The organism is Enterobacter cloacae complex sp. P6RS, from assembly GCF_014982245.1.
Classification (GTDB): Bacteria; Pseudomonadota; Gammaproteobacteria; order Enterobacterales; family Enterobacteriaceae; genus Enterobacter; species Enterobacter bugandensis.
In genome coordinates, this window is sequence record NZ_JADCLB010000020.1 from 105,577 (window position 1) to 118,390 (window position 12,814).

Sequence of the window (12,814 nt, forward strand, 5' to 3'; positions counted from 1 at the left end):
CGTATTGCCATTAATGCTTGATAATATAAAGATTCTTAACGGAAATATTATCCAACGGGTCTTTACCGGTATAACCCCCTACCCATGGTTTCACCAGACGGGCGTTAACGTAGTAGTAAACCGGTACAATTGCAGAGTCTTTATCGAGCTGTTCTTCTGATTTCGCGTACAGCTCTGCGCGCTGCGCATCGTCAGACACTTTCAGGGTTTCAGCGATGATCTTGTCAAACGCCGGGCTCTTATAGTGCGCCGTGTTGTTTGAACTGTCGCTGAGCATGGTGTTCAGGAATGATGTCGGTTCGTTATAGTCCGCACACCAGCCCGCACGCGCCACGTCGAAGGTCCCCTGATGACGCGTATCGAGGAAGGTTTTCCACTCCTGGTTTTCCAGCTTAACGTTCACGCCCAGGTTTTTCTTCCAGATAGACGCGACGGCAATCGCCAGTTTTTTATGCAGATCTGATGTGTTATACAGCAGGTTGAACGTCAGCGGCTTGTCTGCGGTGTATCCTGCTTCAGCCAGCAGTTTTTTCGCTTCTTCGTTACGTTTTTCCTGCGACCATTTGAACCACTCAGGCTCAACCAGTTTCATCCCATCGGTATACGGAGGCGTGTAGCTGTACGCCGGCAGATCGCCCTGGTTTTTCACTTTGTTCACGATGATATCGCGATCCAGTGCCAGCTTCAGCGCGGTACGAACGCGCACGTCGGTGAACGGTGCTTTCTGGTTGTTGATTTCGTAATAATAGGTGCACAGATATGGATCGACGTGAACTTCTTTCGGGATCTCTTTCTTCAGCTTCTGGAACAGTTCAATCGGCATGTTGTTATAGGTCATGTCGATTTCACCGCTGCGGTAGCGGTTAACGTCGGTCACTTCGGAAGAGATTGGAAGGTAGGTGACCTGATTAATCACGGTCTTCGCGTTATCCCAGTACTGCGGGTTACGCTCCAGCACCATACGTTCGTTGACCACCCAGTCTTTCAGCTTATAGGCGCCGTTGGTTACGATATTGGCAGGCTGCGTCCATTTTTCACCAAATTTTTCCACGGCGGATTTTGGTACCGGCGAGACGGACGGGTGAACCAGCAGCTTATAGAAGTACGGAACAGGTTCGCTCAACGTCACTTCAAAGGTATTAGCATCGATCGCTTTCACGCCCAGGTCGGTGACCGGCTTTTTACCGGCGATGATGTCATCGATATTGGCGATGTGGCCATACTGCAGATAGCTCGCATACGGAGAGGCGGTATTTGGATTCGCCAGGCGCTGCCAGCTATACACGAAATCTTCGGCGGTAACCGGTGTACCGTCGGACCATTTGGCATCTTTACGCAGATGGAAGGTCCAGACTTTGAAATCTTTATTTTCCCACTTTTCTGCCACACCCGGTGCCGGGTGGCCGTCTACGTCAGTCACCAGCAGACCTTCAAACAGGTCGCGGTTAACGTTTGACTCAGGAACGCCTTCAATTTTATGCGGATCGAGAGACTGCACTTCCGCACCGTTGTTACGTACAAGCGTCTGTTTTTCCGCCAGTTGAACACCTGCAGGAACGTCCGCAGCCATTGCAGCGTTTCCCGCGATTAGCGCAGTTAAAATCCCCGCCGCTACCAGATTTTTTTTTGTGATGATGGACATTGTGTTGGTACTCCACTCATTATAATTACTGGCTTTCGCCAGCTGTCTAATCCCCTGTTGGGGCCTGTACAGCGCAGGAGTTTTTTTTGCTGCTGTCAGGTTCTTTTTTTACTGCTTGCTATCACCGACTTTTTTATTACTGACCGCTCGTATGGCCGTCTTGCGTCGATTCTTGCCAGGCCTCCCCTGTTTGAGACCTGTGCTGGATATCTGAGAAGAGGATTATATGAAAATAATTCTCATCTACTTGTTTTAGGCTGCAAAATAGTAGGCCGGAAAGTATCAAATGGCGTAAACACGCGCCAATACATTTTGCAAATTTGTTAAGCAATTCTCTTTTACGGCCCAGGCCGTATCGTCCTGACCAGCCCTTCCATACGTTGAGCACCCTAAAAAATGTTTAAAATTCAAACCAATATGGAAGATTTTCCCTTCTGGCGCGTCTCTGCATTATCATCGCGTAGTTTTGTACGAAAATTTAACAATTGATTATTATTTAGCACATTCATCTAACGAAATGTTGAAATTACTAATATCATTTCGGTTATCCCGCAGCAAGCCCAAGACTATCGTGTGAGTAAAATAACAGTGCGTTCGAAGATTTTCTGTGCAGGCAGGCTTGAGATGAATTCATAACTCTATGAAATATATGAAATGAACATTATTAGTAGAATTTATTATGACAGGTAAGCTTTTCAACTTTATTTATATGATTTGCTGATATTGATACAAAAAAAACGGCGCCGAAGCGCCGTTCTTTCGTATGAAATATCAATGTAACAAGCCGGGGAAAATGCTTTTAATACCCGTAACAATGAATTCGATCCCGAGCGCCATTAACAGCAGCCCCATGATACGCGTAATAACGTTGATGCCGGTCTGCCCCAGCAGGCGTACCAGCAACGGCGCCATGCGGAAGACGCCCCAGCAACAGAGTGCGAAAACGGCAATCGCGACAGAAAAACCGATCAAATGCATGAGGCTATGGTAACGCGTGCCCCAGACAATGGTTGAACTGATGGCACCCGGCCCGGCCATGAGGGGCAATGCCAGCGGAACCACGCCGATACTTTCGCGGATGGCGGTTTCTGACTTTTCCTGCTTGTTCTGCTTATCCTCACCCAGCTTACCGCTGATCATGGACATGGCAATGGTCACCACCAGGATCCCGCCCGCAATGCGGAAGGAGTCAATCGAGATGCCAAAGAGCTGGAGAATGGCATCACCCAGGAAAAGCGAGGTGAGCAAAATGATCGCCACAGACAGGTTAGCAGTAAGATTGGTTTTGTTCCGGGCCGCCGCCGTCTGGTAACTGGTCATACTAATGAAGACAGGAATGATCCCCACCGGGTTGACCAGGGCAAACAGACCAATAAAAAATTTGAAATACGTTGGAAAATCAAAGAGCGTTTGGATCACGTTTTGCTCCGCTTTTGCGCATGCCCGGGACAGTTACATTGTTAGGAAAAATCGCGCTGAAGATACGCTTTTTATTAGCATACTTCACCAGAAATCTGTGCCAAAACGTTAGCATTTCAGAATGTTAAACATATGTTGAGACAATGATAGCGTCACTTCCAATAGTTACTTAATTAATTAACAGTGGAAATATATCCATTAAATAACCCTGCTGAAAGGTATCAGCTTGGTGGAAAATTGACGCAGATCATGATTTCCGTACTCAGAAGTGAGTAATCTTGATTACGCCCCCAGGGAGGTCACCTGACAAAAAGGGATGATGCTAAGGTAAGGCTCTTTTAGTAAATTAGTGTACTGGAGCATAAAGTAACCCTTTGTTTTACTTTATGTAACGCAAGTCGTATTGGCACTGTCTATACTGTCTGACGTATCGAGCGCTGGTTTACTAAAAGAGTTTAAACATTATCAGGAGAGCATTATGGCTGTTACTAATATCGCTGAACTGAACGCCCTCGTCGAGCGCGTTAAAAAAGCCCAGCGTGAATATGCCAATTTCACCCAAGAACAGGTTGATAAAATCTTCCGCGCGGCCGCTCTGGCTGCTGCAGATGCTCGAATCCCTCTCGCTAAAATGGCCGTTGCCGAATCTGGCATGGGTATCGTTGAAGATAAAGTGATCAAAAACCACTTTGCTTCTGAGTATATCTACAACGCCTATAAAGATGAGAAAACCTGTGGCGTTCTGTCTGAAGACGACACCTTCGGGACGATCACCATCGCCGAACCTATCGGCATCATTTGCGGTATTGTTCCAACGACTAACCCTACTTCAACGGCTATCTTCAAATCGCTGATCAGCCTGAAGACCCGTAACGCAATCATCTTCTCTCCACATCCACGTGCGAAAGACGCAACAAATAAAGCAGCCGACATCGTTCTGCAGGCAGCAATTGCTGCGGGCGCACCAAAAGATCTGATTGGCTGGATCGACCAACCTTCTGTTGAACTGTCTAACGCGCTGATGCATCACCCGGACATTAACCTGATTCTGGCGACCGGGGGTCCTGGTATGGTTAAAGCAGCATACAGCTCCGGTAAACCAGCAATCGGTGTAGGCGCAGGTAACACCCCCGTTGTTATCGATGAAACCGCTGACATCAAACGCGCTGTTGCGTCTGTGCTGATGTCTAAAACCTTCGATAACGGCGTTATCTGTGCATCTGAACAGTCTGTAGTTGTTGTTGATTCCGTGTACGATGCAGTACGCGAGCGTTTCGCCAGCCACGGCGGCTACCTGCTGCAGGGCAAAGAGCTGAAAGCGGTTCAGGACATCATCCTCAAAAATGGCGCGCTGAACGCTGCCATCGTAGGTCAGCCAGCCTATAAAATCGCTGAACTCGCGGGCTTTACCGTTCCGGCGACCACCAAGATCCTGATCGGTGAAGTTAAAGTTGTCGACGAAAGCGAGCCGTTTGCTCACGAAAAACTGTCTCCTACGCTTGCTATGTACCGTGCGAAAGATTTCGAAGACGCGGTAGAAAAAGCCGAGAAGCTGGTTGCCATGGGCGGTATCGGTCATACCTCATGTCTGTACACCGACCAGGATAACCAGCCAGAGCGTGTTGCCCACTTCGGTCAGATGATGAAAACTGCCCGTATCCTGATTAACACCCCTGCTTCTCAGGGTGGTATCGGTGACCTGTATAACTTCAAACTCGCACCTTCCCTGACTCTGGGTTGTGGTTCCTGGGGTGGTAACTCCATCTCTGAAAACGTTGGTCCAAAACACCTGATCAACAAGAAAACCGTTGCTAAGCGAGCTGAAAACATGTTGTGGCACAAACTTCCGAAATCTATCTACTTCCGCCGTGGCTCTCTGCCAATCGCGCTGGATGAAGTGATTACTGATGGCCACAAACGTGCGCTCATCGTGACTGACCGTTTCCTGTTCAACAACGGCTACGCTGACCAGATCACCTCTGTGCTGAAAGCAGCTGGCGTCGAAACTGAAGTGTTCTTCGAAGTTGAAGCTGACCCAACCCTGAGCGTTGTACGCAAAGGTGCTGAACTGGCGAACTCCTTCAAACCAGATGTGATTATCGCACTGGGTGGTGGTTCCCCAATGGACGCCGCGAAAATCATGTGGGTTATGTACGAACATCCGGAAACCCACTTCGAAGAACTGGCGCTGCGCTTTATGGACATCCGTAAACGTATCTACAAGTTCCCGAAAATGGGCGTGAAAGCGAAAATGATCGCCGTCACCACTACTTCCGGTACCGGCTCAGAAGTGACGCCATTCGCGGTAGTAACAGATGACGCAACAGGTCAGAAATATCCGCTGGCTGACTACGCGCTGACGCCAGATATGGCTATCGTTGATGCCAACCTGGTCATGGAAATGCCGAAGTCTCTGTGTGCGTTCGGTGGTCTGGATGCCGTGACTCACGCGCTGGAAGCCTACGTTTCTGTACTGGCGTCTGAGTTCTCTGACGGTCAGGCTCTGCAGGCTCTGAAACTGCTGAAAGAAAACCTGCCAGCGTCCTACAACGAAGGTTCTAAAAACCCTGTAGCACGTGAACGTGTCCACAGTGCAGCAACCATCGCCGGTATCGCGTTTGCGAACGCCTTCCTGGGTGTTTGCCACTCTATGGCGCACAAGCTGGGTTCACAGTTCCACATTCCTCACGGTCTGGCGAACGCCCTGTTGATCAGCAACGTTATCCGCTATAACGCCAACGACAACCCAACCAAGCAGACTGCGTTCAGCCAGTATGACCGTCCGCAAGCGCGCCGTCGTTATGCTGAAATCGCTGACCACCTTGGTCTGAGCGCACCGGGCGACCGTACTGCTGCGAAGATTGAGAAACTGCTGGCATGGCTGGAAAGCCTGAAAGCTGAACTGGGTATTCCTAAATCTATCCGTGAAGCAGGCGTTCAGGAAGCTGACTTCCTCGCTCACGTAGACAAGCTGTCTGAAGATGCCTTCGATGACCAGTGTACTGGTGCTAACCCGCGCTACCCACTGATCTCCGAGCTGAAACAGATTCTGCTGGATACCTACTACGGTCGTGAGTTCAAAGAAGGTGACGTTGCAGCTGTGAAAACAGAAGCTCCTGTCATTAAAGCTGACAAGAAAGCGAAGAAAAGCGCTTAACTGACAGCCTGAGGAAAAAACCCGCCTGTATGGCGGGTTTTTTTATGTCTGAATAGCGGCGGATATTATTTTCTGTTGTCGTGCTGGATCGCCGTCAGCGAGCCTACGGACAACGCTTCCTTATAATGCTTACGACAGACCGACACATAGCGTTCATTGCCACCAATCACCACCTGCTCACCGTCCGCATAAGGTTTTCCAGCCTGGTCGAGACGAAGCACCATGCTGGCCTTGCGTCCGCAGAAACAGATAGTTTTTAGTTCAACCAGCTTATCTGACCAGGCAAGCAAATACTGGCTTCCGGCAAACAGCTCCCCGCGGAAGTCCGTACGCAGCCCGTAGCACAGAACGGGGATATCGAGCTCATCAACCACTTCAGAGAGCGCGTGCACCTGTTCACGCGTCAGGAACTGGCTCTCATCAACCAGCACGCAGTGAATGGGCTCTGACGCATGCGCAGCGCGGATATCCTCCAGCAGGTCAGTTTGCGGGTTAAACAGCCTGGCTGGCGAAGAGAGGCCTATTCTGGAACTCACCTTCCCTGCACCGAAGCGATCGTCAATTTCAGCGGTATAAACAACGGTACGCATTCCTCGCTCCTGGTAATTGTATGAGGATTGCAGCAGTGCGGTGGATTTCCCGGCATTCATTGCCGAATAGTAGAAATAAAGTTGTGCCATTGGCCGTAAAACCCTAATCAATGTTTAATATTCCCGATGATTCATTGTACCATATTTTGTCTGGTCATCAGCGACACGCCGCACAAACGATGCCGTGCTGAAAGGTGTAAAACGCCCTCTTTTCGCAAAAATAATCCGCTAAAACAGAGAGTAATGACGGTCATGCTGGTGAATAGGTTATATGGTTAACCAAACATAACACTTCTTTTTATAGTGGAATCTGCGTTCATTAAAATTCACTATTTATTAACTATTCCTGCCTTAACACCGTCGCCTGGAACTAATACAAAAGGCTGATATTTATCCGCCGCAACTATAATTCCTGCGGCAAATGTCACAAAAAAAAGATGCAAGCGGCGGGGTTAAGCAGGTTATCGTGATAACAAGCGAGACTGCCAAAGAGGAAATTTAAGTTAGCGTAATTAATAATAGCGGCTTTATTTAGTATTTTTTGAATTCCTTACATTCCTGGCTATTGCACATCTGAATTTATGGCTCTATTATTAGGTCAACAAACCACCCCCCATTATAAGTTTGAGATTACTACAATGAGCGAAGCACTTAAAATTCTGAACAACATCCGTACTCTTCGTGCGCAGGCAAGAGAATGTACCCTTGAAACGCTCGAAGAAATGCTGGAAAAATTAGAAGTTGTAGTTAATGAACGTCGCGAAGAAGAAAGCGCTGCTGCAGCTGAAATCGAAGAGCGTACGCGTAAACTGCAGCAATATCGTGAAATGCTGATTGCTGATGGTATCGATCCAAATGAATTGCTGAACAGCATTGCTGCTGCAAAAACCGGTACCAAAGCAAAACGCGCTGCCCGTCCTGCTAAATATAGCTATGTAGATGAGAACGGCGAAACTAAAACCTGGACCGGCCAGGGCCGTACTCCTGCTGTAATCAAGAAAGCTATGGATGAGCAAGGTAAACAGCTGGATGACTTCCTGATCAAGGATTAATCAAGCCGAATTCAGAAAAATCCCGCCTCTGGTGGGATTTTTTTTGCCCGCAATTTATCACTAACATCCTCTTACACTCCGTCATAAAGCGTTATTCGGCTATTTAGTTTCGCTTACAAACAGGCTGATCATGGCGTTTTATGGGCATAAAAAAACCGGTGGGCAGCGCCACACCGGTTTCATAGATTTACGCCTGGATTATTTCTTAATACCCATACTCTCTTTGAGCCAGCCTTTAAATTCTTCACCCAGCGTATTATGGCGAATGCCGTATTCAACGAACGCCTGCATATAACCGAGCTTATTACCGCAATCATGGCTCTTACCTTTCATGTGGTAAGCCTCAACGGTCTCTTTCTCGATCAGCATATCAATGGCATCCGTCAGTTGGATTTCATCCCCTGCTCCTGGAGGCGTTTTCGCCAGCAGAGGCCAGATTTCAGCACTCAGGACATAGCGACCCACCACTGCAAGATTAGACGGCGCTACGTCGGCTTTAGGCTTCTCTACGACACCAACCATTGGCACGCTTTCGCCTGGCTCAAGGTTCACGCCCTTGCAGTCAACCACACCGTAAGCGGTCACGTCTTCAACTGGCTCAACCATAATCTGGCTGCAGCCCGTTTCGTCAAAGCGGTGGATCATCTCAGCCAGGTTGTCCTGGGAAAGATCGGATTCGTATTCATCCAGAATCACGTCAGGCAGAATAACCGCGACGGGCTCATCACCCACAACCGGGTGTGCACACATAACCGCGTGGCCCAGACCTTTAGCCAGCCCCTGACGAACCTGCATAATGGTGACGTGCGGAGGGCAAATAGACTGAACTTCTTCTAACAGCTGACGCTTAACGCGTTTTTCCAGCATGGCTTCGAGTTCAAAACTTGTATCGAAGTGGTTTTCGATAGAGTTTTTAGATGAATGCGTAACCAGCACAATTTCAGTAATGCCGGCCGCGATACACTCATTAACGACATACTGGATTAATGGCTTATCAACCAGAGGCAGCATCTCTTTAGGAATCGCCTTAGTTGCTGGTAACATCCTGGTCCCCAATCCCGCTACCGGGATGACGGCCTTTCTGACTTTCGAATTTAGGGCAGCCATTCAAATTCTCCTGAGCTGTTCAAGTTTTGAACTTTTATGCAATAAATAACGCGTTGAGTATATCAGCCTCGCCCCGCAGTCCGGGTCTGAAAAGAACGCGTTGCCGATGAATTAGGACAAATACGCATGAATCTGGGCAGCGATAGTAGCACTCCCGAGAAAACACAGGTAAAGCAATCTTAAAATTAAGATCCAATTGCTTATTCCGTGGACAACATTAAGCGAAGCCTTCCCCCGGCACCCCAAATTTGGCACTGCCAGGAAGAACAGCGATGGCTAATTTGATTTAGATACGCGGTTCCCAGTGTTCCAAGCGGCACCCCGTTACTCACCTGAATATGGTGTTCCCCGGTATTCAGTGACGCGTTGAGACCTGCAGAAACGAGGATAAGATTCTTTAAACCGCTATGGTAATAACCAACCAGCAGCGGGAACTGTCCGGGTAAATTGGCCTGACGAAAAAGCTGGTTTACCTGTTTGAGTAAACTGCCTAACTCAGGGAGCCGTTGTCCCTGATGTGATAACTGTTCCTGCAATAATCCATTAAAGAGCGCGCGAAGTAACAATGCAGCTAATACGCCATTATCCCCTGCACGGGTTACGTCCAGAGAATAAAATGCGAGGTCGGAATCAGACAGAGGTGCAATATCCAGCACCAGCCCAGGCTGATCGGCCGCCACCAGCTGGCGATAGTTTACGCGGCAGTGGGAAATAGTTTGCTGAACGGGAGGCTGAAGTTCTTGCAACAATTTCGCCGCCGCTGGCGGATTACTCACCAGCGCGTCCCAGTCCTGAAAAAGGCGTTCCTCTTCCTCAACGCGGGAATTAAACATATTTGGATAAAGGCACGCAAATACCGTTTCACGTAACCGGTTCAGATCTTTGACGGGTTTCAGCAAAATATCCTGAACGCCAAGACGTAATGCTTTGGCAATATCCGCCATATTTTCTGTCGCGGAGATCACCAGAATGGGCATCTGGTCACCTTCGTTGCGCAGATGTTCAACCAGTTTCAGCCCATTCATTCGCGGCATCGCGATGTCGCAAATCATCAGATCGGGCGTAATACCGGTCATTTTTTCCAGCGCGTCGACACCATCTTCAGCCAGTAAAGTGTTTGCTCCCAGCGAGGATAACCACGAATCCAGTAGCGATCGGAAAACGGGCTCGTCTTCAACAATCAAAATGTGTTTTCCGGCCAATGGCTGCGTCATGGTTCCTCCCCTGGCTGACAGTTACTAAATAGTGGCATGCTATCGGCACTATCGCCTGTCAGATTTTGCTGAAGTAGTCAAAAAAAGGTGCTTAACGTGCTGTTCGCACAAACGGCAGCAACTCGTCTATTTTCTTTTCGACGGCTAGCGAGCCCGCTGCGATGGCGGCCTCAGCCCGATGGAAATCAAGGGTAGAGATTTGCGGACAGTAAGGCTGAATAAGAATATCCGGAGGATCGCCAGCCATACGGTTACGTTTAAGGCGATTCTCAAGAACCTGAATTGAGGTGGTCATGATCTCCATGGCCGTCGGTGCGGCAACCGAGCGTCGTGCGGCCAGGCGACCAATTCTTCCGCGCAGGCGTTCATGCCAGGCAAGCTTTTCGACGTCGGCATCTTCGCTCTGCAGATTGACCGGCATAAGGTCTTGCTGCATCAGATGAGCGTCGTGCTGCAAATCAACGGCGATGACGATGTCCGCCCCCATGGCGCGCGTCAGAGAGATGGGAACCGGGTTCACGACGCCACCATCGACAAGCCAGTAACCGTTATGGGGCACGGGCGCCATAAGCCCAGGAATACTGCATGAAGCACGCACCGCAAGGTGAATATCCCCTTCGGTCAGCCAGAGTTCACGGCCTGTGCTGAGATTGGTTGCGACGGCGCCGAAAGGCATCCGGCAGTCAGTAAAGTCTTCGAGAGGCATCACCCGGCGGAACTGGTTAAAGACGCGTTCACCGCGCAACAGCCCACCGCGCTGCCAGGAGAGATCCATCAGACGCAGCACGTCCCAATAGCTGAAGGAGCGCACCCAGGTTTCGAGATCCGGAAGCTTGCCGCACGCGTAGGCGGAGCCGACAAGCGATCCGATTGAACATCCTGCTACGATATCAACGTCAACGCCCATCTTGTTTAAGGCATTAATCACGCCGATATGAGACCATCCCCGGGCTGCACCTGATCCCAGCGCCAGTCCAATTTTAACCTTTCTCATTAGCCCTGTTTTACTTCCCCTGGATTCCTGACATAGCGTCAACGCAACTGCTCAGTTAACATAGTGCTACCCGAGGCGTTTTACGCCCTTATTTTTTGTTCCAGGAAGAGAATCGTGTCTCAACTCTGCCCCTGTGGTAGCGCTCTGGAGTATAGCCTATGTTGCCAGCGATATCTTTCTGGCAATCAGGTTGCACCGGATCCGTCACACCTCATGCGTTCACGGTATACTGCTTTTGTGATCAAAGACGCAGACTACCTGATAAAAACCTGGCACCCGTCCTGCCACGCCGCCGATTTCCGACAGGAGATCGAAGCCGGGTTCGCCAACACCCACTGGCTTGGGCTTACCGTGTTTGAATCTTCACCCGGTAGCCACCACGACGAAGGCTTTGTCAGCTTTGTTGCCCGTTTTACCGAGAACGCCAGGCCTGGCGCCATTATCGAGCGTTCCCGGTTCTTAAAGGAAAGCGGGCAGTGGTACTATATTGACGGTACGCGCCCACAGTTTGGTCGTAACGATACCTGCCCTTGTGGTTCAGGAAAAAAATTCAAAAAGTGTTGCGGGCAGTAACGCCTGACAACCCAGACTTCGCAAATACAAACAGGATTTCCCGGCGATGCAATCATTACAACGTAAAGTTCTGCGCACTATCTGTCCCGATCAAAAAGGGCTGATCGCACGAATCACCAATATTTGCTACAAGCATGAACTGAATATCGTGCAGAACAACGAGTTCGTTGACCACCGTACCGGTCGCTTCTTCATGCGTACCGAACTGGAAGGCATTTTCAACGACACCACCCTGCTGGCCGATCTGGACAGCGCGCTGCCGGACGGTTCCGTGCGTGAGCTGAATCCTGCGGGCCGTCGTCGCATTGTGATTCTGGTGACGAAAGAAGCTCACTGCCTGGGCGATCTGTTGATGAAGGCCAACTACGGCGGCCTGGACGTAGAAATTGCCGCTGTTATCGGCAACCACGAAACCCTGCGCACGCTGGTTGAGCGTTTTGATATTCCGTTTGAGCTGGTGAGCCATGAAGGCCATACCCGTGAAGAGCACGACAACCTGATGGCTGCTGCCATTGAAGCGCATAACCCGGACTACGTGGTGCTGGCGAAATATATGCGCGTGCTGACGCCTTCCTTCGTCGCCCGCTTCCCGAACAAGATTATCAACATTCACCACTCGTTCCTGCCGGCCTTTATTGGCGCGCGGCCTTATCACCAGGCGTACGAGCGCGGCGTGAAGATCATCGGCGCAACCGCGCACTACGTGAATGACAATCTGGACGAAGGTCCAATCATCATGCAGGACGTGATTCACGTGGATCACACCTACACCGCAGAAGATATGATGCGCGCCGGACGTGACGTTGAGAAGAACGTGTTGAGTCGTGCCCTGTATCAGGTGCTGGCGCAGCGTGTCTTTGTGTACGGTAACAGAACCATCATTCTTTAATCTTTCGGAAAATGAATTGATTAGCTTTGCGCCTTTACGGATAAAAAGCAGGCAAACAGCTTCTTTTCCCTAAAGGAATGCTTTACAGGGGCGTCTCATTTGATATGATGCGCCCCGCTTCCAGCAGGAAGCAGGCCAGTAAAAAAGCATTACCCCGTGGTGGGGTTCCCGAGCGGC

10 protein-coding genes are annotated in these 12,814 nt (G+C 49.8%); 4 read left to right on the forward strand and 6 right to left on the reverse strand.

Annotated features, from left to right (window positions below; genetic code table 11):
• Nucleotides 1–10: 10 nt before the first annotated feature.
• Together oppA and INF73_RS14300 are read right to left on the reverse strand one after the other, a co-directional pair.
• The gene (oppA, locus tag INF73_RS14295) at nucleotides 11–1,642 is read right to left on the reverse strand and encodes an oligopeptide ABC transporter substrate-binding protein OppA (protein ID WP_028013430.1); all 1,632 of its coding nucleotides are present in this window, start codon (nucleotides 1,640–1,642) and stop codon (nucleotides 11–13) included.
• 771 nt (nucleotides 1,643–2,413) lie between these two features.
• Nucleotides 2,414–3,061, reverse strand: coding sequence for a YchE family NAAT transporter (locus INF73_RS14300; protein WP_041909604.1), 648 nt, complete (start codon nucleotides 3,059–3,061; stop codon nucleotides 2,414–2,416).
• A gap of 478 nt (nucleotides 3,062–3,539) precedes the next feature.
• Here INF73_RS14300 and adhE point away from each other — a divergent pair, with 478 nt between their 5' ends.
• On the forward strand, nucleotides 3,540–6,218 hold the full coding sequence (gene adhE / locus INF73_RS14305) for a bifunctional acetaldehyde-CoA/alcohol dehydrogenase (RefSeq protein WP_028013432.1): 2,679 nt from the start codon (nucleotides 3,540–3,542) through the stop codon (nucleotides 6,216–6,218).
• Nucleotides 6,219–6,283: 65 nt separating this feature from the next.
• Here adhE and tdk read toward each other — a convergent pair whose 3' ends face one another.
• Nucleotides 6,284–6,898 carry a thymidine kinase gene (tdk, locus tag INF73_RS14310; protein WP_028013433.1) on the reverse strand — a complete coding sequence of 205 codons (615 nt, stop codon included), beginning with the start codon at nucleotides 6,896–6,898 and terminating at the stop codon, nucleotides 6,284–6,286.
• Nucleotides 6,899–7,446: 548 nt separating this feature from the next.
• Between tdk and hns the strand changes: the two genes are divergently transcribed.
• The gene (gene hns / locus INF73_RS14315) at nucleotides 7,447–7,860 is read left to right on the forward strand and encodes a histone-like nucleoid-structuring protein H-NS (protein WP_028013434.1); all 414 of its coding nucleotides are present in this window, start codon (nucleotides 7,447–7,449) and stop codon (nucleotides 7,858–7,860) included.
• 198 nt (nucleotides 7,861–8,058) lie between these two features.
• On the opposite strand, the gene galU is transcribed toward hns, so the two are convergent.
• The 3 genes from galU to rssA all read right to left on the reverse strand — a co-directional run bounded on the left by galU (nucleotide 8,059) and on the right by rssA (nucleotide 11,175).
• Nucleotides 8,059–8,967 (reverse strand): UTP--glucose-1-phosphate uridylyltransferase GalU, encoded by a 909-nt coding sequence (gene galU, locus INF73_RS14320; RefSeq protein WP_028013435.1) that lies wholly within the window; start codon nucleotides 8,965–8,967, stop codon nucleotides 8,059–8,061.
• Nucleotides 8,968–9,167: 200 nt separating this feature from the next.
• The gene (gene rssB / locus INF73_RS14325; RefSeq protein ID WP_193541868.1) at nucleotides 9,168–10,181 is read right to left on the reverse strand and encodes a two-component system response regulator RssB; all 1,014 of its coding nucleotides are present in this window, start codon (nucleotides 10,179–10,181) and stop codon (nucleotides 9,168–9,170) included.
• A gap of 91 nt (nucleotides 10,182–10,272) precedes the next feature.
• Nucleotides 10,273–11,175, reverse strand: coding sequence for a patatin-like phospholipase RssA (gene rssA / locus INF73_RS14330; RefSeq protein ID WP_028013437.1), 903 nt, complete (start codon nucleotides 11,173–11,175; stop codon nucleotides 10,273–10,275).
• 114 nt (nucleotides 11,176–11,289) lie between these two features.
• Here rssA and INF73_RS14335 point away from each other — a divergent pair, with 114 nt between their 5' ends.
• Complete coding sequence (locus INF73_RS14335) at nucleotides 11,290–11,748, forward strand: YchJ family protein (protein ID WP_041909602.1); 459 nt, start codon at nucleotides 11,290–11,292, stop codon at nucleotides 11,746–11,748.
• A gap of 46 nt (nucleotides 11,749–11,794) precedes the next feature.
• On the forward strand, nucleotides 11,795–12,637 hold the full coding sequence (gene purU / locus INF73_RS14340) for a formyltetrahydrofolate deformylase (RefSeq protein ID WP_028013439.1): 843 nt from the start codon (nucleotides 11,795–11,797) through the stop codon (nucleotides 12,635–12,637).
• The last annotated feature ends 177 nt before the right edge of the window (nucleotides 12,638–12,814 follow it).